At 57.2% G+C, this 21,126-nt stretch carries 24 protein-coding genes; 4 read left to right on the forward strand and 20 right to left on the reverse strand.

Annotated elements, in window-relative coordinates; all coding sequences use genetic code 11:
• Nucleotides 1-27: 27 nt before the first annotated feature.
• The 16 genes from dnaB to EDC27_RS11345 form a co-directional block, all read right to left on the reverse strand.
• Entirely contained in the window at nt 28-1,377 is a 1,350-nt protein-coding gene (gene dnaB, locus EDC27_RS11270) for a replicative DNA helicase (RefSeq protein ID WP_123290712.1), read from the reverse strand.
• Nucleotides 1,378-1,380: 3 nt separating this feature from the next.
• Nucleotides 1,381-1,827, reverse strand: a complete 447-nt coding sequence (gene rplI / locus EDC27_RS11275) for a 50S ribosomal protein L9 (RefSeq protein ID WP_123290713.1) — start codon at nt 1,825-1,827, stop codon at nt 1,381-1,383.
• Nucleotides 1,828-1,888: 61 nt separating this feature from the next.
• Entirely contained in the window at nt 1,889-2,881 is a 993-nt protein-coding gene (locus tag EDC27_RS11280) for a DUF2232 domain-containing protein (protein ID WP_123290714.1), read from the reverse strand.
• 43 nt (nt 2,882-2,924) lie between these two features.
• Entirely contained in the window at nt 2,925-3,176 is a 252-nt protein-coding gene (gene rpsR / locus EDC27_RS11285; protein ID WP_123290715.1) for a 30S ribosomal protein S18, read from the reverse strand.
• A 60-nt stretch (nt 3,177-3,236) separates the two neighbouring features.
• Complete coding sequence (gene rpsF, locus EDC27_RS11290; protein ID WP_123290716.1) at nt 3,237-3,677, reverse strand: 30S ribosomal protein S6; 441 nt, start codon at nt 3,675-3,677, stop codon at nt 3,237-3,239.
• Nucleotides 3,678-3,884: 207 nt separating this feature from the next.
• Complete coding sequence (locus EDC27_RS11295; RefSeq protein WP_123290717.1) at nt 3,885-4,235, reverse strand: septum formation initiator family protein; 351 nt, start codon at nt 4,233-4,235, stop codon at nt 3,885-3,887.
• A 3-nt stretch (nt 4,236-4,238) separates the two neighbouring features.
• Nucleotides 4,239-5,873, reverse strand: coding sequence for an ASKHA domain-containing protein (locus EDC27_RS11300; RefSeq protein WP_123290718.1), 1,635 nt, complete (start codon nt 5,871-5,873; stop codon nt 4,239-4,241).
• A gap of 67 nt (nt 5,874-5,940) precedes the next feature.
• Nucleotides 5,941-6,729, reverse strand: a complete 789-nt coding sequence (locus EDC27_RS11305) for a hypothetical protein (RefSeq protein WP_123290719.1) — start codon at nt 6,727-6,729, stop codon at nt 5,941-5,943.
• A 20-nt stretch (nt 6,730-6,749) separates the two neighbouring features.
• Complete coding sequence (locus EDC27_RS11310) at nt 6,750-7,760, reverse strand: DUF72 domain-containing protein (RefSeq protein ID WP_123290720.1); 1,011 nt, start codon at nt 7,758-7,760, stop codon at nt 6,750-6,752.
• Between the two features lie 518 nt (nt 7,761-8,278).
• Nucleotides 8,279-8,566 carry a hypothetical protein gene (locus tag EDC27_RS11315; RefSeq protein ID WP_123290721.1) on the reverse strand — a complete coding sequence of 96 codons (288 nt, stop codon included), beginning with the start codon at nt 8,564-8,566 and terminating at the stop codon, nt 8,279-8,281.
• Between the two features lie 6 nt (nt 8,567-8,572).
• Complete coding sequence (locus tag EDC27_RS11320) at nt 8,573-8,818, reverse strand: KH domain-containing protein (RefSeq protein WP_123290957.1); 246 nt, start codon at nt 8,816-8,818, stop codon at nt 8,573-8,575.
• A 493-nt stretch (nt 8,819-9,311) separates the two neighbouring features.
• Complete coding sequence (gene phoU / locus EDC27_RS11325) at nt 9,312-9,917, reverse strand: phosphate signaling complex protein PhoU (protein WP_281273146.1); 606 nt, start codon at nt 9,915-9,917, stop codon at nt 9,312-9,314.
• Nucleotides 9,918-10,079: 162 nt separating this feature from the next.
• On the reverse strand, nt 10,080-10,829 hold the full coding sequence (locus EDC27_RS11330) for a sensor histidine kinase (protein ID WP_123290722.1): 750 nt from the start codon (nt 10,827-10,829) through the stop codon (nt 10,080-10,082).
• On the reverse strand, nt 10,804-11,592 hold the full coding sequence (locus EDC27_RS11335) for a hypothetical protein (RefSeq protein ID WP_148045745.1): 789 nt from the start codon (nt 11,590-11,592) through the stop codon (nt 10,804-10,806). Before EDC27_RS11335 ends, EDC27_RS11330 begins: the two co-directional genes overlap by 26 nt.
• 12 nt (nt 11,593-11,604) lie before the next feature.
• Complete coding sequence (locus EDC27_RS11340; protein ID WP_123290724.1) at nt 11,605-11,805, reverse strand: hypothetical protein; 201 nt, start codon at nt 11,803-11,805, stop codon at nt 11,605-11,607.
• Nucleotides 11,802-12,500 (reverse strand): response regulator, encoded by a 699-nt coding sequence (locus EDC27_RS11345; RefSeq protein ID WP_123290725.1) that lies wholly within the window; start codon nt 12,498-12,500, stop codon nt 11,802-11,804. Before EDC27_RS11345 ends, EDC27_RS11340 begins: the two co-directional genes overlap by 4 nt.
• 406 nt (nt 12,501-12,906) lie before the next feature.
• Between EDC27_RS11345 and pstC the strand changes: the two genes are divergently transcribed.
• The 4 genes from pstC (at nt 12,907) to pstB (ending at nt 17,809) form a co-directional block, all read left to right on the forward strand.
• Nucleotides 12,907-14,292 carry a phosphate ABC transporter permease subunit PstC gene (pstC, locus tag EDC27_RS11350; protein WP_123290726.1) on the forward strand — a complete coding sequence of 462 codons (1,386 nt, stop codon included), beginning with the start codon at nt 12,907-12,909 and terminating at the stop codon, nt 14,290-14,292.
• On the forward strand, nt 14,285-15,583 hold the full coding sequence (pstA, locus tag EDC27_RS11355; RefSeq protein WP_123290727.1) for a phosphate ABC transporter permease PstA: 1,299 nt from the start codon (nt 14,285-14,287) through the stop codon (nt 15,581-15,583). Before pstC ends, pstA begins: the two co-directional genes overlap by 8 nt.
• 174 nt (nt 15,584-15,757) lie before the next feature.
• Complete coding sequence (locus tag EDC27_RS11360) at nt 15,758-16,807, forward strand: PstS family phosphate ABC transporter substrate-binding protein (protein ID WP_123290728.1); 1,050 nt, start codon at nt 15,758-15,760, stop codon at nt 16,805-16,807.
• An 87-nt stretch (nt 16,808-16,894) separates the two neighbouring features.
• On the forward strand, nt 16,895-17,809 hold the full coding sequence (gene pstB / locus EDC27_RS11365; RefSeq protein ID WP_342778650.1) for a phosphate ABC transporter ATP-binding protein PstB: 915 nt from the start codon (nt 16,895-16,897) through the stop codon (nt 17,807-17,809).
• On the opposite strand, the gene EDC27_RS11370 is transcribed toward pstB, so the two are convergent.
• From EDC27_RS11370 to EDC27_RS11385, 4 genes are read right to left on the reverse strand one after another with little or no spacing between them, the layout of a single operon-like run.
• Nucleotides 17,790-18,551, reverse strand: a complete 762-nt coding sequence (locus tag EDC27_RS11370) for an ABC transporter ATP-binding protein (protein ID WP_123290729.1) — start codon at nt 18,549-18,551, stop codon at nt 17,790-17,792. The two genes, pstB and EDC27_RS11370, sit on opposite strands and share 20 nt — an antisense overlap.
• Nucleotides 18,548-19,297, reverse strand: coding sequence for an ABC transporter ATP-binding protein (locus EDC27_RS11375; RefSeq protein ID WP_123290730.1), 750 nt, complete (start codon nt 19,295-19,297; stop codon nt 18,548-18,550). Before EDC27_RS11375 ends, EDC27_RS11370 begins: the two co-directional genes overlap by 4 nt.
• The gene (locus EDC27_RS11380) at nt 19,294-20,244 is read right to left on the reverse strand and encodes a branched-chain amino acid ABC transporter permease (RefSeq protein ID WP_170161772.1); all 951 of its coding nucleotides are present in this window, start codon (nt 20,242-20,244) and stop codon (nt 19,294-19,296) included. The genes EDC27_RS11375 and EDC27_RS11380 overlap by 4 nt, the downstream gene beginning before the upstream one ends.
• Nucleotides 20,241-21,110 (reverse strand): branched-chain amino acid ABC transporter permease, encoded by an 870-nt coding sequence (locus EDC27_RS11385; RefSeq protein WP_123290732.1) that lies wholly within the window; start codon nt 21,108-21,110, stop codon nt 20,241-20,243. The genes EDC27_RS11380 and EDC27_RS11385 overlap by 4 nt, the downstream gene beginning before the upstream one ends.
• Nucleotides 21,111-21,126 lie beyond the last annotated feature (16 nt).

Genomic DNA, 21,126 nt, shown 5'->3' on the forward strand with positions numbered 1-21,126 from the left:
GAGCCGCCGCGTACGAAAAATGCACCCCTAAACGGGCAAATCCTCCGCGGCCAGGTCTTCAAAACGGGTATAACTGTTGATAAAGGCCAGTTTGATGCGGCCTGTGGGGCCGTTGCGCTGTTTACCCACGTGAATTTCCGCCGTGCCTTTGTCCTTGCTGTCCGGATTGTAGACTTCATCACGATAGATGAAGACGATCACGTCCGCATCCTGTTCGATGGCCCCGGATTCCCTCAAGTCCGCCAGCTGTGGTCTCTTGTCATGGCGTTCTTCCACCTTGCGGTTCAGCTGGGACAAGGCCACCACGGGCACGCTCAGTTCTTTGGCAAGAGCCTTGAGGGACCGAGAGATATCGGAAATTTCTAGCTCACGCCTTTCCGTTTGCTCTCGGCTGCGCATCAACTGCAGGTAGTCCACCACCACCAACCCGATGTTGTGTTCCGACTTGAGGCGTCGCGCTTTGGCGCGAAGCTCCAAAGTGGAAATGGCCGGCGTGTCGTCCACGAAGATGGGGGCTTCCATGAAGGTGCTGGCGGCGGAAAGAAGCTTGACGATGTCGTTTTGGCTGAGAAAGCCTGTCCGCACCTTTTGGGAATCCACCCGAGCTTCCGCGCACAGCAATCGCATGGCCAGCTGTTCCTTACTCATTTCCAAGGAAAAGAAGGCGCACGGCACCCCGCTTTTCACTGCGGCGTTGCGTACAATGTTCAAGGCAAAAGCCGTTTTACCCATGCTGGGTCGTGCCGCGAGGATGATGAGATCCGAGGGCTGAAGTCCTGAGGTGATCTTGTCCAGATCATGAAAGTGCGTGGGCACGCCCGTCACCATGTTTCTGCGTTCCTGCAGAGCCTCGATGGTGCCGATGCTTTGTTTGACCACATCCTTGATGACGGCGTACGAACTGCGAATGCGGCGTTCCGTGATGGCAAAGATGGCGGCTTCAGCGCGGTCCAGGACTTCTTCGGCATTTTTCCCGTGGCCATAACACCAGGACATGATTTCCCCGGAGACCTGAATCAGGCGCCGCAGAATAGCCTTTTCACTGATGATCTTGGCATAGGTGGCCACATTGGCCGCGGAAGGCACCAGTTCCGTCAGTGAGGCCAGATAAGCGGCCCCACCGACGGCATCCAGATCACCCTTTTGTTGTAGATAGTCGGCAACGGTGACCAGATCGACGGGTTCGTTGCGCTCAAACAGGTCTTGAATGGCCCGGAAGATGACGCGGTGCGCGTCCCGATAAAACTCGTCCCCTCGTAGGATCTCCAAAGCGGCCGCCAGGCCGGCGCTGTCCACCAGAAGCCCTCCAATCAAGGACTGCTCAGCTTCGAGGTGGTGCGGAGGGATTTTCTTGAGCTCGTCGGCGAGCCCGTCCATGCATCATTCTTCCTTGTTCACCAGAACGGTGATGTTGGCGGTGATGTCCGCGTCCACCTTGATGGGCACAGTGCATTCCCCCAACTGCTTGATGGGCTGATCCAGCAAAATGAAACGCTTGTCCAGTTCAAAGCCCTGCTGTTGCAGCGCCTTTTGAATGTCGGTCACGCTCACGGATCCGTAAAGCTTGTCTTCTTCTATGACTTTGCGCTGAAAGGTCAGGGTGGTCTCATTGAGTTTTTCCGCCAGCGAAAGCATCTGGCGTCGCACCCTTTCCTTCTTTTGAGCCAAAACACGCTTGTGATGTTCCAGTTCGCGAATTTTCGCGCTAGAGGCTTCAATGGCCAGGCCCTTGGGCAGCAGGTAGTTGCGGCCGTAGCCCGGAGCCACCTTGACGATGTCTCCGATCTGTCCCAGGTTCGGAATGTTTTCCGTAAGAATCACCTTCATTGTTGACTCCTTTATGCCATGCCCCGCCATGGTTTGCGTGTCACGCTGATGAAAACCTCCATTAGGGCGAGGACAAAACGTCGGCTTTTTTTTTCAGGCGTCTAAAATCAATCCACGTATCAAAAAAACCCATGAGCGCCACGGCCAAGCCTACAAACTGCTGAAAAAAGATCAAGGCATAACTGAAGGCCTGCAACAGGCGAGGGACGTGCCATTTTTGAAAATAGAAGGCGGTGATGGCAACGCCTTGCAAGAGGTACACCGCCCCCAGAGCGATGAGCACGTTGGCCCCCAGCAGCTTGAGGCTGAAAGAGGAGACCAGCAACAGAAATCCTGCCGCGATGGGCGCCCACACCAACCCTTCCGGAGCGCTCCATAGAGACCATGCAGGCCAATGTGGCATCAATACGCCCCGAAGCAGGAGCATGCGCCGAGCCACCGACAAGGTCAACCAAGCCCCGATGATGGTGCTGGCCACAGCCACACCCGGAAACAAGCGGGCGAGAATGGGGATCCAAGCTTGCCATGGCGTCAGCAAGTCCGCGTCCTGCGTGCCTTCGGAGGCCGTCTGGGACCACACCGAGGCCAGAATGGCGCGTAGTTGCTCTTCCAGATGGTGCCACAGGCCGCCCTCAGCATGGCCATGCATCCACCAGAAAACCACGGCTCCAAAGGCGCACACCTTCACGACGGCATCGGCCACGGTTCGTGTCATGGACCAGCCCTTGCGCATACCGGATCCCAACAAGGTTCCCAGTAGCAGCAATTCTATGAAATAGACCAAGCTCTGAGGGGTTTTCAAAAGCAAGGAAAGTGTTCCGCCCACCACGGCGGATCCTCCGGGCACAAAATACCCCAAAGGAGTACCCCATCGGTAAATGCTGATCAGAGACGGCACGGGCACGATCACCGTGGCCATGATGCCGGTCACGGGAAGCAAGATCAAGAGCAGAAACACGGCCACACTGAGCCCGATGCCGGCGGCGAATTCCCGCATCACCGTTCGAGTGGAATCGGGTTCTGTGCCGTGCCCTTGGGGCATGGAGGCGCTCATCTGCGGCGTTCCTTACCGTCCCATGAGTTGCTCTGCCGCCCTTTTAGATGGAATGGTCCACCGTGTAGGGCAAAAGAGCCATCTGGCGAGCGCGCTTGATGGCCAGAGTCAATTCCCGCTGGTGCTTGGCGCAGTTGTCCGAGATGCGCCGTGGAATGATCTTGCCCCGCTCGGTGAGAAAATAGCGAAGCATCTTAGCGTCTTTATAGTCGATGCGTAGACTGCTGTCCGCACAGAACCGGCACACACGACGGCGCCGAAAAATCCTTCTTTTGCGTTTCCTCTTTACGGCCACGTTACACTCCCTCTTTCAAAAAAATTTTTCATAATCCAAAACCGTTCCATAAAAAGGCGCCTACTCTTTGTCGTCCTCGCCCTCTTCTTCTTCCTCTTCCTCCCCACGCTCGGCATCAAACTGAGGCGGCAATTCCGCTTCTTCTTCATCGTCTGATGGAGGCATCGGTCCAGGGCGTTGTTGATCTTTTTCCTTTTCCGGGTCAAACGCATCGTCCAGCTTGACGGTGATAAACTTGAGCACCCGTTCATCGATGCGCATGGTGCGTTCCAGCTCGGCGATGAGGTCTGGCCCTGAGGCAAATTCCATAAGGACGTAGTAGCCATAGGATTTTTTCCTGACCGGATAGGCCAGTTTCTTTTTCCCCCAGGGAGTATAGGTGAGCACGGTGCCGCCGCCCGATTCGACGACGCCTTGGAATTTCTGGGCCACGCCCTGGTAGGCGTCTTCAGGAAGATCGGGGTCCACGATGAAAAACGATTCGTACTTGCGTAACTGCATGGACAAAATCCTCCTTTCGGGTTCTTAGCCCCGCCTCTCGGGGCGGAGCAAGGAGTAGGATGATTTGGAACTGCTTCGAGTACCATAGGGCATGAAAAGGCGTCAAGGCCTTTGCGCCCCATGCACAGTCCGGCCGAAGCGCCAATCCTTTGCCCACCGTTGGAAAAAAGCGTATGGCTCGGGAACGCATGAGCCTTCGAAGCGGACTCACCGGGTGGCCTTGTCCGGTGCGGAAGTCTTCTGAGCTTTGGGAAGGAAGCGAATGAGGATTTCGCCATCCCGTATGAGGTCCAGGTTCTGTCGCAGGAACCGTTCGGCGTAATGGGGATCTTCTTTGAAACGCTGGGTTTTCAGGTAGAGTTGTTGGGTTTCCTTGCGCAGCGCCGTAAGCTGTTCTTGCATTTCCACCACCTGACGGCGTTTAACCTGGTAGCCCTTAAGACCTTTTGGCGAAAGGAAAACGGTTCGAAACAGCCACAGATCGAGGGCCGCAAGAAACGCGACCAGAACGATCGTTCCCCATCGTCCCACTGCGTCATGCCAATCCCATCGTCCCATCGCTTACCCCATGGCTCGAGGATGAATGGTCACGGAAGGAAAAAGCTTTGGGTCGGTGTGCGGCAGAAAGGTCGCTCCGCGAAATTCGTTCATGAGCTCCAGGTTCACATTGAGTTCCACGTAGGTGATGCGTTGGCGCACGTCGTTCATGTCGCCGAGGAGTCGACGATCCAACAAGGTCATGGCAGCTCCTCGTCCTGCCGTGTTGCCCATGCCTTGGAAGGTTTTCAGTGGCAGGTCCGGCAGCATGCCGATGCGAATGGCCATGACCGGATCGATGTGACTGCCAAAGGTGCCGGCCACGAAAAACCGGTGAATATCCTGCACACGGAGCCCCACTTTACGCGTGATGATGTTCAAGATGGTGTACATGGCCGCTTTGGACTTGAGAAGAATGCCGATGTCGATTTCGGAGACCAGCAGGTCACGGCCATCGGCCGTTTCGTCAGCCCAGGCCACCACATAGGCGGGTCCGTTTTCCGAGACGACAATGCGCGGATCGATGATCTGGGTGTTGATCTTTCCTTGAATGGTCAAAAGGCCCGCCATGAACATTTCGGCCACGAGATCGATGAGGCCCGAGCCGCAGAGGCCCTTGGGCTTTTCATCGCCCAAAACATGGTAAGTGAGTTCCAGGCTGTCGGGGTCGATGCGCACCCGGTCGATGGCTCCCGGCTGCGCCATCATGCCCCGTTCCACCACGCCGCCTTCCAGGGCGGGACCGGCAGCCCCGGCGCAGGCCACAAGCCAATCCTTATTGCCCAGAACCACCTCGGCATTGGTGCCCACGTCCACAAGCAGGCAGATCTCTTCGGTGCGGTGCATGCCGGTGGCTAAAATACCGGCAATGACATCACCTCCGAAATAAGATCCCACGTTGGGAAACACCACCACCAATCCTCGAGGATGCATGGCCACTCTGAGGTCCGTTCCGTGCAGTATGGGAAAGGTGTTGGCCACGGGAATATAGGGTTCCTTGCACAAGCGCGACGGGTCCAACCCCAAAAAGAAATGGGTCATGGTGGTGTTGCCGGCCACGGTGAGCGCATAAATTTGGGAAACTCGAAACCCGTGTTTATCGGCCAGAAACGAAAGGGTCTCGTTCAGAGTGGATCGCAGAAGGTCTTGCAGCAAAAGGAGCCGATTCGGCGTGGACGCATAGATGATGCGCGTGAGAATGTCTTCCCCATAGGAAATTTGTGGATTGGGAACCGAAAGGCGGTCCAGAAGTTGTCCCGTGATGAGATCCACCAGATAAAAAGCGATCTGAGTGGTGCCCAAATCCACAGCTACACCGAAGACGGGGCTCTGGTCAGTTCCCGAAAACAGCTCCGTCAGTTCCCATCCGTCCCCCGTGAAGCTCAAAACGGCGGTGGCTTTAAAGTTTCCTTGCCGAAACCGGTTCGCATAGGCGCCCAATTCTCCAGGTGGCACGCGAAGGGGGTCATAGCCTTGCTGCCGAAGAGCGCGCCGAAGGCGGTCCAGGTCGGCCGTGTTGTCTGCCAGGGAAGGCGCCGAAGCCGTCACGGCGCGGCGCACCACCAGGGGATCAAAGTGAAGCCAGTCAGCAAAGATTTCCTCGTGCGGTTTCGGGGCGCTCATGAGCTCTTTTTCGCTTTCTTCATCGCAGTGCCACATCTTCCCGACATCCTTGCGAAGCCTAAGCTTCTTTCACAAAGGCTCCTAGCAAAGTCCCGTGCCGTGTTCAATGAGGATTTTCCGTCCACGCAATGGGCCGAAAGGCCATGACGTTGACGACCCATTCCACAAAACCGCAGACCAACAGGTCCGAAAGATTCAATTGCAGAACCTGATCCAAACGTTCCAAAGCATCCATGACCTGATGGCTCGGTTCCAGGTTGAACCGAATGGCATGGGCGTTTTGAAAGTGGTCCGGTCGGCACCAGTGAGGTGGCGACAGGCTGAAATGGATGCGGCAGGCTAGAGGGCGATAGCGATATAGGCTGCATAAGCCGGCTTCGAGAAAGGGACAGGGCACCTTGAGGGCGTTGTAGCGGTGCAGTCGCTGCGCCAGGCTGCGCTCCAGGCACGCTTGGGCAAGATCCTGAGCGTTCCATCGACGAATTTCTTCCCACAATTCCAATCGTTCCAGGCAGCGGCGAAACATGCGATCCAGAACGCCGGCTCGAAGGGCTCCGTGGGAAAGATAGAGAATTTCGACGCCGGTGAGTCCCGAAGGCAGTTGCGTGCAGCAGTGACTGCATCCCGGAGCGCACGTGATGGACCAACCCGCTCGATGCAGTTGGCTCTGCGCGAATCGAAGGGATTGGTCATAGACCAGGAAGGCCTTTTCAAGGTGTGTGAGAAAAGCGGAAGGAAGGCGTCGCTGCTTTTCCCACATGGCCGGATCCACGGCATCCCGAGCCTGCAGTAGGAGCGAGGCCACGCGATGGTCGTAATGCCTCAGGGTTTCCTGTGCCGATGCGGGCAGGCAGCACAATTCCAGTGGATTTTCGGTGCGAGAGGGTTTCACCGTGTTTCGACCTTGTCAGATCAAAGCACCGATCGTTCCATAAGGGTCATGACCAATTGCCGTGCCAGCAACGGTGCGTTGCCTCCCGCCCGGTTGTTGATGATGATGCACACGGTCTGATCGGCCTTCAAGCCGCGTGCCACAAGGTCGGCCGTTTCCTGAAATAGGCTGGGCTGAATCATGTCCTCCACCAGGTGATCGAAAGGGTGCGCTCGGGCATACGCTTCTTCGTAGCGCATGCCTCGCGGCGTGAGCAACCGCACAACCAGCCAACGGGAGGCATTGAAGAAGCGCTGTCCGCTCCGCTGCCACTGCTGCCGAAGGGAGGGCAGCCAGGTCCAATGGGACATCACCTGGCCGACGCCGTAGTGTCCAAGAACGCGAAAGATCGGTGGGCTGAGGTAGCTTTCGGTTCTCAATTCCACATGATAACGAGTGTCCTTGGGTGCAGCGTCAAAAAACGCAGCCAGTCGATTGGCCAGATCCTCGGGATGAAGCCGATCGTCTTTTCGGTGATATTCCTGTTCAAAAATCAGGGCCGCCAGTCGATCCCCTAGCAGATGAACTGCCGGTTCATAAAAGGCGTCGCGAAAAAGGTCGGGATCCAGAAAGCTCGGATTGCTCACAGCCGCGGAGCCGGTCCACAGCCGCCATGCGCACACTTTTTGCGGCACTTTAAGGAGCACTCGAGCGTCCGGGGGCAGGTGTTCCGCGTACCGCTCCAAGGTTCGATAACTGTGCGTGGGCTTTCCATCGGGATTCAGGAGCAGGCTGTAAAAGGTAAAATCTATTTCCAAGGCGGAAAAATGCTCGAAATATTCTCGGACGCTGTCCACGGGTAGCACCGTGGATGTGAAGCTTTTTGAGCCCACCTTTTGAACCCTTTGTGTCATGCGGCCTTCGTAGCGGGAGGCTGTATAAATTTGGCCGATCCAGCCACTGTAACGATCGCTGGCGGTGCCCAAAAGCACGTGAGGATGAAGATGGCGAAAGACAAAATTGCAAGCCGCCTTGGCGTTATCGGCATGCATGGAACTCTGTCCCGGGGCCGAAGTGAAAGCGTCAAAATACCTATCGCCCTTTCGTGGGCCTAAGCGCCGCCGGCACACTCGAAATACGACGTGTTCAAGCGACAAGCGTCGCGCAGCCCCCTCCAGCCGGTAAAGTGCCCATGGGCGTCCTTTTCTTGGGAACACGAGCGTCCCACCCGCCTGAGATGCGGATGGAAGCCCCAATGCTTTGAGGAAAGGAGCCCTGGGAACCTCTTGTGGAACGAGCAACTCACATTTCGACACGAAGCTACAGGGCTGTTCACAGCACTCGCCCACAAAGCCAATGTCCTACGAACGCTGGATTTAGGCTGGCATCACGGTCGACCCGGATGCCCACGATTTCAGGAGAGGACCCTTGCACTTTTGCGTTTCAACCGGCAGCTCCCAGTGGGACCATGCCTCCCCCTCTGGGCTTCACCTTGTAGTGGCCGCGTCGCAGAGCCTGATGCGGTGTCGCGGCGTGCGCCACTCCACCGGCTGTCCTTCCGAGAAAGCCTTCACGCCGAGGTGGTATCCTTGTCGGTGCCGGTGGCGCTGCGTTTTCTTTCTGACCAACGTTTGAGAAATCGACCCAGAGAACTCTCCGCCGGTGCAGCGCTTTCCGGCTTCGCCCTCAAGGTTCCCTCAGCCTGCAGCGCCGCCTGAAGGCACGGGCGCACGTACGGGCATGCCAAGCAGTGCCTTTGGGGTTCAATGAAGCCCTCTTCATTGCGCGGACAGACACGAGCCGCGTCCCCGAAGCACGGCGGCTTTTCACGATCCGGTTCGACCGGCGTGGACTCCATGATGGCCTATTCCAGAATCTCCAACACGGCCCTTTTGCGCAATTTGGTCGCCGCGGCATTCATGATGGTGCGAATGGCGTGGGCATTTCGGCCTTCTTTACCGATGATCTTTCCCAGATCCTCTTTGGCTGCCCTCAATTCGATGACCGAGAGCTGATGGCCGTTGATTTCCCGCACTTGAACTTTGTCGGGATATTCCGCCAAAGCGCGAGCGATGTATTCCACCAGGTTCTTGATTTCACTGTCGCCCATGAATGTTTCCCCCGCTTCCGTGGACATGGAGTGTGGAATGTGCAGCACACCTCAGGAAAAGAAGACTCACAACGTTTGTGCAAAAAACTTTCGTTCAGCGGCGCGAACCTTGCACCGCTCCACCAGTTGCTGCTCTAGGGGTTTTTGCGAAGGCTAGTCGTGACGGCACCATGGATTTCTAACACCGGTCGCACTGTAGAGAATCGATGGCACCATGTCAAGGGAAGATCGGAAAAGAGGTGCGGTGCCACGATGAATCCCGGGTCGCGCTCGGTACCCTCCATGCCGGCTTGCCCCCACACACGGACGCTTACATGAGCATAGCCCTATTTGCCCATTGGGAATTGATTGGGTCATTCCCGCGAAAGCGGGGATCCAATCCTTGGAGTCTGTTCTGGACTCCCGCTTTCGCGGGAGTGACGGTTGTGTCTGTTCTCATGGTATGGACTGGGGGGCGCCAAGGTGGTCATATTATTTGTTCTAAATACCCCTGCTAGGGTTCGCAGCGGTGTTTGATATTCACGCCTTCTACGATGAAAATCACGCTTTCGGCGATATTGGTGGTCTGGTCTGCGACCCGTTCCAAGCACCGCGCCGTGATGATGGTTTGCACGCCCCGTTCAATACTGCAGCTTTTGGTGACCATGAGATCGATCATGCGGCGCAGGACCTTGTCGTTGAGTTCGTCGGCTTCGTCGTCCATCTGCCACACATCGAAGGCCTGGTTAACGTTCTGCTGGGCGAAGGCGCTGATGGCCACCCGCAGCATGTCCATGGCCGTGTCCGCCAGAGCGTCCAGTTCAGGAATGAAGCCCAAAGGCGGCCTCTTCGCCAGAAATTTAACACGCTGCGCGATGTTGACCGCCTGATCGGCTATGCGTTCAAGATCTATACTCATGCGCAAGGCCCCGATAATAAAGCGAAGATCCTTGGCCACCGGCTGTTCCAACGCCAGCAGGGATAGGCACAGATAATCCACTTTTATTTCCAACTGATTCACGATCTGGTCTTTGTCGATCACCTGAGAGGCCAGCTTTTCATCTCGCGTCTTGAAGGCCTGAAGGGCTTTTTGCATGGCAGTTTCCGTCAGGGTGGCCATTTAAAGAATGGTCATGCACAGTTCTTCCATCTGGCGAACAAAGTGTGATTTGATGAGCTCAACTCCAAAATGTGGTCTTTACGGCTTTCCATGCCTCTTTTTCCTCAGGCTGCGAGGCCCGATGCAAGGTGAAGAAAAAGGTCGTGCCGTGGTCCTCTCCCCTCACCGGGCTTTCCACCCAGATTCGCCCACCCATGTTCTCCACAATGTGGCGGCAATGGAAAGCCCAAGCCCTGTGCTTCCCGAAGCACTCTCCTTTTGGCGATCCACGCGATAGCAACGCTCAAAGGCGCGAGCTTGATGTTCCAAGGGAATGCCAGGCCCTTCATCTTCCACGGAGAAAGGGACCGTGTCCGCCTGCACCTGGGCTCGAATTCGTATGGGCGTCAATGGATGACTGTATCGAATGGCGTTGTCCAACAGGTTTTGAAACACCTGCGCCAGGGCGTCGCGTTCGGCCCGCACCCACAGGGGGTGCTGAGGAAAATGAACGGGCATGTCCATGCGGCATTTGCGGGCTTCCGGATAGCATGTTTCCACGGCGGCGGCGGCGCTGACGGCACCCGCGACTTCTTGAGGCACCTGCGGGAGCTGGCTTTCCAGTCGAGTGAGCGTCAGCAAGTCGTTGACCATTCGGGTCATGTGGTTGGCTTTGCGCAGAATGGTCTCCACGAACATTTTGGCTTCTGAATCGTGCACACAGGGGCTTTCCAGCAGCGTTTCCGCATACCCTTTGACGGCAGTCAAGGGGGTGCGCAGTTCGTGGGATACATTGGCCACGAAATCGCGGCGAACCCTGGCCAGCCGTTTGATTTCTGTGATGTCGTGAAGGACCACCACGGCGCCTTGGGGCATCATGGGCGTGTGCAAGGACACCACATGGACGTCAAAGTGGCGTTCGGGATCCAGCATGATTTCCACATGGACCGCATCGCGTCCGGCCAGAGCTTGATCGCACGCCTTTTGCTAGTCGGGGTTTAGGAACACTTCCAGGGGTTTCAGGCCAAAAGGAGATTTGGGGCTTCGCTGGATCTTGCAAAGCCGCACGATTGGAATGCGCCCGTCGGCATCCAGCAGGAAAAGGAAAACCCCCTTCTTTCATGCCTTCCAAGATGGCGTGCAGTTGAGCGCGCTGATCTTCCAAGGCCCTTATTTGCCCTTGAATGCGCGCCGCGGTTTCCTGGAGGAGCGCCTCGCCCAAAGCGTCCAGCACCGGGTAACCCGAGGGACGCAGCCGTGGAACTTCTCGACGCCCCACAGTGCGCCCCATGTCCAATAGCGGCGCGAGGGGTTTCTCCATGAGTCGAGAGAAGGCCAAGGCCAGAAGGCCTGTGCCGATGAAGGACAATCCCAAAATCCACCACAGACGCCTGCGCTGGTGGTCCAAGGTTCCCCTGATTTGAGAAACCGGCATGGCGATGCGCAGAATGCCCGACGGCAGACTGGGAATCTCAGACACGAGCATGGCCCCATACATCAGATCTTTGCGTAGGGCGTCGCTGTGGCGCAGGCTGAACCCAAAACTATTCTGTCGAGCGGTCACCACTTCGGGGCGGGTCCAATGGTCTTCCATGAACCCCAGTTTGTCGTAAGGCACGTTGCTGTCCGCCACTACGCGGCCGCCTTGAGCGATGTAGGTAAGGCGTAGCCCCAGAAGGAGCCCATCTGCGTGCACCAGCCATCCAGATCACTCAGAGATGGAAACGGTGTATGATTTTTCAGAAACCAAATGAAAATGGACAATTCCTGATGCAGTCTTTTTTTGGGACTCGTCCACAAGCACCTGATGTAGTTGGCGGTGAAAGTACGTGCTTGGTGCCAGAACACACACCAGCAGGACGATCCAAAAAGCGAGCAGCAGTCGAGTGCGCACGCTCAAAGCTTTCATGAGCCGCTCCCGTCTCGAAAACGGTAGCCCACTCCTCGCACAGTTTCCACCAGACCGGCGTAACCTTGTAGCTTTTGACGAAGCCGTCGAATATGGGTATCCACCGTTCGAGCATAGCCTTCAAATTGGTATCCCCAAACGCAATCCAAGAGGCGGTCTCGGGACATCACGCGGCCCTTGTGGGTCATCAACTCCAGCAGAAGTTTGAATTCGGTGGCCGTGAGGCTGACCTCTCTGTCGTCGATCCAAACGCGATGGGCGTGGGCATCCACTCGAAGCCCGTCCGCGGTCAGCGCCTCCTGTGGTGGTGACGGTGAGGGGGCGCTGCGGCGCATGACCGCCTGCACGCGAAGGACGAGTTCTTTGGGACTGAACGGCTTGACCATGTAGTCGTCCCCTCCCAGTTCCAAACCCAAAATGCGGTCCGCTTCCTCGCCTCGAGCCGTCAGCATGATGATGGGAATGAAAGCTGTGCTTTCGTGGCGTTTAAGGGCCTTGCACACGTCGAGTCCGTCCATGCCGGGAAGCATGAGATCCAAGACGATCAGGTTCGGTTTCTCACGTCTGGCCGTCTCGAGGCCCGAAACACCGTCTTCGGCTTTGAGGACCTCGTAGTCGGCGGCTTTGAGGTGCCAGGCCACCAGATTCAAAATGTCCTTGTCATCTTCGACTACCAAGATTTTTTTCCGTGCCACAGACACCTCCACAACCCAAGCGACGCCGCAAGGCCATGACCATGGTCCAACAACCGCTCACAAAAGGCCGCTCCATGAGCCGACGCGGCGAAGCGGTGCGCGAAGCGAACCCAGCGAACCCTCGATCATTCTCTTCTAAGAGGCCGCTTAGCTGTTCCTGGAATCGCGCAGGTATGTACGGCGCATTGTGTCACGAATCCGTGATGATTTTGTGACATTCCCGTGACAGGTTCGGCTTTTTCGGGAAACCGCCGGTTATTTTTCCGGGCTCAGGCCTTCATCAGCACTGTAACACGATTGTCACATTTCGGTAACCTTCTCTTCACACGCACGCCTTAGGGTGCTGTCGACGCGAAAGGCGCTGGGATTCAGCGCGAAACGTTCCATGATCGGGAAAGCACGTCAAATGAACAGCCTTCTCCTTTTCACTATCCTTGCGCTCAGCGCAGGGGCCTATCACTTGGGCAAACGCCGAGTGCTTCGCCTCATCGGCGGCAAAGCCCACGCCAGGCATCTTGCTTCCAGACCCCACTACTACGGGGTTTACGTGGCCTTGTGGTGTGCGCTGCCGGCCCTTTTGATCTTTCTTTTATGGCTCTTTTTGGAACCGGTGGTGTTGGAACAGTGGGTGGTGCGCCATTTGCCGCAATCCCTTCAAAGCCCTCCTTCGAATCGATTGAGTCTAGTGCTCAACGATGTGAAAAATCTGGCCAAGGGCGGCATCGTGAGCGGTTATGCGGACCCTGCCGTGCAGACTGCAGCCGAACACTATCGAAGGCTTCTCGGTCTGTCCAGAACCGCCCTGTGGGTGGCCGTGTTGGCCCTGGCCGCCCTGGGTATGCAGATGGGGTATGGGAAAATCAGGATTTCCCTTCGAGCGCGCACGCACGTGGAAAAGATCGTTCGCCTCTTTCTGCTCATGGCTTCCACCCTTGCCGTTTTGACCACCATAGGCATTGTCTTTTCCGTGCTTTTTGAAGCCATGCGGTTCTTTCGATTGGTTCCCTGGTGGGAATTTCTTTTCGGTCTGAAGTGGAGCCCCCAGATGGCCATTCGGGCCGACCAGGTGGGAGCTTCGGGCGCGTTTGGCATGATTCCCGTCTTTACGGGTACGTTGCTCATTGCCGCCATTGCCATGAGTGTGGCTGTTCCTTTGGGGCTTTTTTCGGCCGTTTATCTCAGCGAGTACGCTCCGAGAAAGCTTCGCGCCGTGGTCAAACCCCTTTTGGAAATTTTGGCCGGGATTCCCACGGTGGTCTATGGTTTTTTCGCCGCTTTGACGGTGGGGCCTCTGATCCGCCGCCTGGGAGAAACGCTGGGCTTTTCGGTGGCGTCGGAAAGTGCGCTGGCAGCCGGGTTGGTCATGGGGCTTATGATCGTGCCCTTTGTGTCTTCCTTGTCCGACGATGTCATCAATGCGGTGCCCAACGACCTTCGAGACGGCTCGCTGGCCTTGGGCGCCACGCGTTCGGAAACCATCAAGCAGGTGGTCTTGCCGGCGGCCTTGCCCGGCATTGTGGGCGGGCTGTTGCTGGGGGTTTCCCGAGCCATTGGCGAGACCATGATTGTGGTCATGGCGGCGGGCCTGGCCGCCAACCTCACCGTTAACCCGCTTTCGGCCGTCACCACCGTCACGGTGCAGATCGTCACATTGCTTGTGGGCGATCAGGAGTTCGACAGTCCCAAGACGCTGGCGGCTTTTGCCCTGGGCCTGGTGTTATTTGTGGTGACCTTGATTCTCAACATCATTGCCCTCTACGTGGTGCGAAAATACCGGGAGCATTATGAATAATCGAAACGCCTCTTCTTTGTCCGCAACAGATCGGTCCCGCACGGTGCATGTGGTGCAGACGGGATTGCGCAAGCGATATCGAGCCGAAAAGAGGTTTCAAAGGCTGGGCATGGCGGCGGTGATCTGCGCTTTGGCCTTTCTGGCATTCCTGTTTGTGGACATCTTTTCCAAGGGCTACAAGGCTTTTCAGCGTACGGTTTTCCTTTTGGACGTGTATGTAGACCCCGATGTGGTCCATGTGGGCAATTTGGACCGGGCCGATTACCAAAGCCTCGTGAAAAGAAGCCTGGGAAACCTTTTTCCGGACGTCAAGGGGAGGCAGGAAAAAAGGGAATTGTTCCGGTTGGTCAGTGGGGGCGCTGGTGAGGTGGTTCGATCCAAAGTGCTGGAGGACACCTCGGTTATCGGCCAGACCATCGCCGTATGGGTCCCGGCCGACGACGATGTGGACATGGCGATCAAGGGCGGTGTGGATCGGCGTCTTGCGCCATCCGAAGGGCGTTTGAGCGAACGCGCTCTTCAGTGGCTCGATGCACTGGCAACGCGGGGGCGACTCGCAAAGCATTGGAACACCGCCTTTTTCACCTCGGGGGATTCCCGAGAACCGGAACTGGCTGGAATTCTCGGAGCGACTGTCGGATCCTTTTACACCTTGCTGGTTACACTGGCCCTTTCCTTTCCCTTAGGTGTGGCGGCGGCTGTTTACCTGGAAGAGTTCGCTCCCAAGAACCGCTGGACCGACATTATCGAGGTCAACATCAACAATCTGGCGGCCGTGCCTTCCATCGTTTTTGGCCTGCTTGGCTTGGCGGTCTTTTTGTCCTTTTTCGGCCTGCCTCGCTCTTCGCCTCTTGTGGGGGGACTGGTTTTGACCCTTATGACCTTGCCCACCATCATCATTGCCGGCCGAGCTTCCCTGCAAGCCGTGCCGCCATCCATTCGCGATGCGGCATTGAGTGTGGGAGCCTCGCCCATGCAGGCTGTGTTTCATCACGTGCTGCCTCTGGCTCTGCCGGGCATGCTCACAGGAACCATCATCGGCATGGCCAGGGCATTGGGGGAAACGGCTCCGCTGCTTATGGTGGGCATGGTCGCTTTCATTGTGGATATTCCTCGAGGATTTACCGATCCGGCCACCGTTCTGCCTGTCCAGGTTTATCTGTGGGCGGACAGTGCGGAACGCGCTTTTGTGGAAAAAACTTCGGCGGCCATCATGGTGTTGCTGGCGTTCCTCATCGCCATGAACGCCACGGCGGTCTACCTGCGCAACCGATTTGAACGGCGTTGGTGAAGAAAGGAGGTGCACAAAAGAAGCCTAATTGGGGCCCGCGGCGTGACGAAAAGAGCGTCTATGCGATGGCTTTTTCTTGAGGCCTGTGAGCGAAGGAAGAGCCATGGGCAAGACGGCGCTCCGACGGTCGGAAAATTTTAGCGAAAAAAGTCATTAAATGACAAGGAGCAGACCATGAAGCCTCTCGGTTTGGTTGTGTTGTGTTTATCCATGGTTGGGGTTTTTCAGGCGCCCCTGAGGGCTCAAGCGCGCGACTACATTTATATTGCGGGATCTTCCACCGTGTATCCTTTTTCCACGGTGGTGGCCGAACAGTTCGGCAAAGCCCTCGGCTTCAAGACCCCCAAGGTGGAATCCACCGGAACCGGCGGCGGCTTTAAACTCTTTTGTGCCGGAGTAGGTGTGGAACATTCTGACATTAGCAACGCGTCGCGAGCCATCAAGAAATCCGAACTGGAAACCTGTGTGAACAACGGCGTTCGTGAGGTGGTGGAGGTCAGGATCGGTTACGACGGCATTGTCTTGGCCAACAGCAAAAAAGCTTCCCCGATGCAGTTGAGGCTAAAAGACATCTTCCTGGCCTTGGCGGCGCAGATTCCGGATCCCAAGGGAGGATCCGCTCTGGTGAAAAACCCGTACAAGACTTGGAAGGACGTCAACCCCAGCTTGCCGGACCAGAAAATCGAAGTCCTGGGACCTCCGCCCACCTCCGGAACCCGGGACGCCTTTTTAGAATTGGCCATGGAAAAAGGGGCTCTGGAACTGGAAACCCTCAAAGCGCTTAAGCAAACAGATAAAAAGGCCTTCAAGAAGGTGGCCCATAGCCTTCGCGAAGACGGCGCCTGGATCGATGCCGGGGAAAACGACAACCTCATTGTGCAAAAATTGTGGGCCAACCCTAGAGCGATGGGCGTTTTTGGATTCAGCTACCTTGACCAAAACACGGATAAGCTGCAAGGGGCTCATGTGGAGGGCGTGGCGCCCACCTTTGAATCCATTTCGGCGCAGCAGTATCCCTTGTCCAGGCCTCTTTTCTTCTACGTGAAGAAGGCTCATGTGGGTAGCATTCCTGGAATTCTAGAATTTGTACAAGAATTTACCGATGAAAAAGCCTGGGGCCCGGAAGGCTACTTGGCGGACAAAGGCCTAATTCCGCTCCCCGAAGCGGAACGGTCCGCCATGCGCGAAGCGGCGCGCGCCATGAAACCCATGGCGGTGCAATGATTCCTTCGTGGACTTAAAACCGTCCGGTGCGTGCAGGGGCCGAACTTTTTCAGCCCTTGCACGCCCTGCCGAATGGTGGTGTGATAGATGATGGAAATGGGAACGGATGCCTTGGGGAATGTCAAAAACGTAAAGATTTGCAATGACCCGACGCAGGGAGATGGCGCGGTGGGGCACGAGGACGTCAAAATCAAAGGGCAGCCTGCAAAGCCTTTTCCGCCCGTGCTCAAGAATGCCCAGGTGGAAGACCCTCGCATGGTGTGTCGCCACGTGAGCGTCTTTTATGGGGACAAGCAGGCCATTCGGGACGTGTCCATAGACATTGGGCGCAATGAGGTGCTGGCCATGATCGGCCCGTCGGGATGCGGCAAATCCACCTTTCTTCGATGCCTCAACCGCATGAACGATACCATTGAAGGGTGTCGGGTCACGGGCACCATCACCTTGGACGGGCAGGATATCTATGACCCTGCACTGGACGTTGTGCTGCTACGGGTTCAGGTGGGTATGGTCTTTCAAAAACCCAACCCCTTTCCCAAGTCCATTTACGACAATGTGGCTTATGGTCCGAAAATTCATGGGCTGGCGCAAAGCCGCGAAGAACTGGACCACATCGTGGAAACCTCGCTTCGCAAGGCCGGCTTGTGGGAAGAAGTCAAGGATCGATTGCATCAGTCGGGAACCGGGCTGTCCGGAGGGCAGCAGCAGAGATTGTGCATCGCTCGGGCCATCGCAGTGAATCCCGAAGTGATTCTCATGGATGAGCCGTGTTCCGCCTTGGATCCCATTGCCACAGGGCGCATTGAAGATCTCATTCATGAATTGCGGGAACAGTATAGCATCGTCATCGTGACCCATTCCATGCAGCAGGCAGCTCGCGTGTCTCAGCGAACGGCCTTTTTTCACATGGGCGATCTCATCGAAGTGGGGCCCACAGACCGCATCTTTACGCGACCGCGCCACAAACTGACCGAAGACTACATCACGGGGCGCTTTGGCTAGAGTCCCTGGTGTCACCGAAAAGAATTTGAATAACATGGTGGTGGTGCAGAATTTCCGGCCCCGGACCCGTCAAGGTGATGGAACCGTCTTCGATGAGATAAGCCACGTGGGCGACCCGCAAAATGCGGCGCACATGTTGGCCGGCAATGAGAAGGGTCAGGCCGCTTTTTCGCAGTTCCTGAAAAGCGCTGCAGAACCGGCGGACGATCTTGGGGCTCAGGCCGAGAAAGGGATCGTCCAGCAGCAAAAGGCGCGCTCCGGCCATGAGGCCGCGGCCGAGGACGACCATGCGCTTTTCTCCGCCGCTTAAAGCTCCGGCCCTCTGCCGCTTCTTGGCTTCCAACTCGGGAAACAGGCAAAACACCAGCCGAAGCCTTTCGTCAATGCGGTGTCGGTGCAGATAGCCGCCCACCTCCAGGTTTTCCAGCACGGACATTTCCGGAAACACGCTCATGCCCTCCGGCACATAAACCACCCCCATGCGAACGATGTCGGCCACGTCCAGGGCATCGATGCGCACGCCGTTGTAGACAATCTCTGCATGGACTGGTCGAATGATACCGGCGACGGCCTTCAAAATGGTGGTTTTTCCGGCGCCATTGGGCCCGATCATGGCGACGATTTGCTTCGGCCATACGCTGAAGGAAACGTCTTGAAGCACGGGCGTGGCGCCGATGGAGGCGCACAGGTTTCGCACCTGAAGAAGGGGACCGCCGTCGTTTTGAAGCGCCAAGGGGGTCATGCCTCGCCCGCCGTTTCACGCTCTCCCAAATACGCCGACAGCACTTCGGGGTGATGCAGCACATCCTGAGGGGAGCCTTCCACGATTTTTTCTCCCTGGTCCAGCGCCACCAGCCGATCGGAGACGCGGGCCGTAAGGTTCAAAAAATGGTCCACCAACACAATGGTCATGCCGCGCTCACGCAACGACAGCACCAATTGAGCGGCCTGGTTGACGGCATAAGGGCTCAGTCCCGCGGCAATTTCATCCAAGAGCAGCAGGGAAGGCCGGGTCGCCAGGGCTCGAGCCACCTCCAGGCGCCGTTGTTCAGACAAGGTGAGTTCTTTGCCAAGGGTGTGTCTTTTTTCTTTGAGCCCCACCAACTGAAGCCATGCGCCCGCCTCCTCCGTGTTTACGGCGGCGAGCGGGGGCCGTGAAGAAGGTTTGCCGAACCACATGGCGATGAGCACGTTTTCTTCCGCGGTCATTTCGGGAAAAGGGCGCGCGATTTGAAAAGTGCGGGCGATGCCGGCTCGGCACACTCGATGGGGCGCCCAGCCGGTGATCGGCCGTCCCATGAAGATGACGTCACCCGAGGAGGCCTGCACCAGGCCGGAGATGACGTTGAAAAGAGTTGTCTTGCCCGCGCCGTTGGGCCCGATGAGGCTGACGATTTCGCCTTCATGCACGGCAAAGCTCACATCCTTCAACACGGTGCGCGTGCCGAACCGGACCACCAGATGATGAATTTCGAGAACGCGTTTCATTTTTTCCAGGACCCCAAGCCCTGAGGAAAAAAGAGCACGGCGGCGACGATCGCCAGGCCGTAGAGGGCCGCATGTCCCGCGGGCAGCACCGGGTGCAAGACCAGTTGGTCCAAGGGGTAGAGAAAGAGGGCTGCGAGGGCCGGACCATACCAGCGAAAACGCCCGCCGAGAATGGAAAGCACCAGGGGCATGGCCGAAAGATGAGCACTGAAGACCAGAGGGGGTTCCACAAAGCCGTGCAGGTGCGCGTACAGGCCGCCGCACAATCCGGTGATGACCGCACTCAGCGTCATGGCGCTCCAGCGCAGCGCCTGCACGGGAATGCCGAGAACCCCTGCCGCCTGCTCATCTTCTCGAATGGCGCGCAGGGCCCAGCCCCAGCGTGAGTGCATGGCCTTGTGGTGCACCCAGGTGCCGAGAAGGAGCACGCCCAGCAGAGCGTAGTACTGCGCGAGAAGGTTGGAGGCGAAGTCCAGAGTCAGCCCGGCCACGCGAAGAACGGGCAGAGGCGCGACGCCCACCAGGCCCAAAGACCCAAAGGTGACGGATTCCCAATTGTCGGCAATGACTTTGGGAATGTCTACGGCAGCTAAAGTCACGAGAGCAAAGGTGGCCCCGCGAAGGCTTCGAAACACGGCGGCGCAGAGCGCTCCGTAGACCCCGGCGCTAAGGGCCGCCGCCGTGAGGGTCCAGCCGATGTGAGCGAAGCCGTAATGGTCCATGAGAGCGGCGCCGTAGGCGCCCAAGCCGAAATAGGCGGCATGCCCCAAAGAAATAAGGCCGCTTAGGGCCGTCACGTTCCAAGCCATGGCCATAACGGCATAAAGAAAAGCCATGGTCAAGACTCGGCAGACTAGATCCGCGTGAGGCGTTACGGCCGGCCATGCCGCCAATCCCAGGATAACGGTCCAAAAAATGAGCGAGGAAACAAAGGGCTTTTTTTTCACAGTTCCGGGGCTGACCTTTTTCCCACCAGCAGTCCGTGAGGTTTCCACAGCAACAGAACGATGAGAATCAGCGCACTGACCAGTTCCCGCCAGCTCGTCCCCAACACCAGCGCGGCACCGGATTCCAAAGCGGCCAGAGCACATGCACCCACCCAAAGGCTTCGCACGTGCCCGACGCCGGCAAATATGGTGATCACAATGGCCACGAGCGTCGCTTCCGTGCCTCCGGCCGGATGCAAATAGGCCAGGCGACCAAAGAGCGGTCCGGCGAGACCGATGAGCAGGCCGCCGATGGCAAAAGCCACCTTTCTCATGCGGTGCACATGAATGCCCGCGAGCCTGGCCGCCTCCCGTTCCTGAATGGTGGCCCGCAGCGCCTTGCCGAGAAAGGTTCGGTGCAGCATGAGAAACACGGCGGCCGTGGCCGTGCAAGACAGAAGAAAGCTCCACAGGTGCGTGGAACTCACCTGCGCGCCTTGAAAGGCGATCCACACCGGTTCATCAAAGGAGGGGATCAGGCGGTAGTCCGCACCGAAAAGGAACAGCATGAGGTTTTGGGCGATGAGGGCCAGGCCAAAGGTCATGACCAGAGAATTCAGTTCAAAGGGTTCTCCCACTCTGTTGAGGAGTTGATGAATGCCCACGAGAAGCAGGCTGAGGCCCAGCATGCACACGGGAAGGGTCATCCAAAAGGCCCAGCCGCAACCTTTCATTAAGGCATAGGCCAGATAACCGCTCAGAACGATCAGTTCTCCATGGGCCAGATTGAAGGCGTGGGTGACCCCAAAAATCAGGGAAAACCCCAGAGCGGTCAGCGTGTAAAAAAAACCCAAGGACAAGACGCCGATCAGGAATTGGGCCCACATAATCTATATCCGCCGT

Source organism: Desulfosoma caldarium, assembly GCF_003751385.1.
GTDB classification, from domain to species: Bacteria; Desulfobacterota; Syntrophobacteria; order Syntrophobacterales; family DSM-9756; genus Desulfosoma; species Desulfosoma caldarium.

What these genes read in the sequence shown, in the direction of transcription:
- phoU (WP_281273146.1), bottom strand. Translation starts at nt 9,917, where the DNA reads ATGGCCACCCTGACGGAAACTGCCATGCAAAAAGCCCTTCAGGCCTTC.
- pstB (WP_342778650.1), top strand. Translation starts at nt 16,895, where the DNA reads ATGATGGAAATGGGAACGGATGCCTTGGGGAATGTCAAAAACGTAAAG.
- EDC27_RS11315 (WP_123290721.1), bottom strand. Translation starts at nt 8,566, where the DNA reads ATGGAGTCCACGCCGGTCGAACCGGATCGTGAAAAGCCGCCGTGCTTC.
- EDC27_RS11375 (WP_123290730.1), bottom strand. Translation starts at nt 19,297, where the DNA reads ATGAAACGCGTTCTCGAAATTCATCATCTGGTGGTCCGGTTCGGCACG.
- EDC27_RS11310 (WP_123290720.1), bottom strand. Translation starts at nt 7,760, where the DNA reads ATGCATGCCGATAACGCCAAGGCGGCTTGCAATTTTGTCTTTCGCCAT.
- EDC27_RS11280 (WP_123290714.1), bottom strand. Translation starts at nt 2,881, where the DNA reads ATGAGCGCCTCCATGCCCCAAGGGCACGGCACAGAACCCGATTCCACT.
- EDC27_RS11340 (WP_123290724.1), bottom strand. Translation starts at nt 11,805, where the DNA reads ATGAAAGCTTTGAGCGTGCGCACTCGACTGCTGCTCGCTTTTTGGATC.
- EDC27_RS11385 (WP_123290732.1), bottom strand. Translation starts at nt 21,110, where the DNA reads ATGTGGGCCCAATTCCTGATCGGCGTCTTGTCCTTGGGTTTTTTTTAC.
- dnaB (WP_123290712.1), bottom strand. Translation starts at nt 1,377, where the DNA reads ATGGACGGGCTCGCCGACGAGCTCAAGAAAATCCCTCCGCACCACCTC.
- EDC27_RS11295 (WP_123290717.1), bottom strand. Translation starts at nt 4,235, where the DNA reads ATGGGACGATGGGATTGGCATGACGCAGTGGGACGATGGGGAACGATC.
- EDC27_RS11330 (WP_123290722.1), bottom strand. Translation starts at nt 10,829, where the DNA reads ATGCTGGATCCCGAACGCCACTTTGACGTCCATGTGGTGTCCTTGCAC.
- EDC27_RS11360 (WP_123290728.1), top strand. Translation starts at nt 15,758, where the DNA reads ATGAAGCCTCTCGGTTTGGTTGTGTTGTGTTTATCCATGGTTGGGGTT.
- rpsF (WP_123290716.1), bottom strand. Translation starts at nt 3,677, where the DNA reads ATGCAGTTACGCAAGTACGAATCGTTTTTCATCGTGGACCCCGATCTT.
- EDC27_RS11370 (WP_123290729.1), bottom strand. Translation starts at nt 18,551, where the DNA reads ATGACCCCCTTGGCGCTTCAAAACGACGGCGGTCCCCTTCTTCAGGTG.
- rplI (WP_123290713.1), bottom strand. Translation starts at nt 1,827, where the DNA reads ATGAAGGTGATTCTTACGGAAAACATTCCGAACCTGGGACAGATCGGA.
- pstA (WP_123290727.1), top strand. Translation starts at nt 14,285, where the DNA reads ATGAATAATCGAAACGCCTCTTCTTTGTCCGCAACAGATCGGTCCCGC.
- EDC27_RS11320 (WP_123290957.1), bottom strand. Translation starts at nt 8,818, where the DNA reads ATGGGCGACAGTGAAATCAAGAACCTGGTGGAATACATCGCTCGCGCT.
- EDC27_RS11300 (WP_123290718.1), bottom strand. Translation starts at nt 5,873, where the DNA reads ATGTGGCACTGCGATGAAGAAAGCGAAAAAGAGCTCATGAGCGCCCCG.
- pstC (WP_123290726.1), top strand. Translation starts at nt 12,907, where the DNA reads ATGAACAGCCTTCTCCTTTTCACTATCCTTGCGCTCAGCGCAGGGGCC.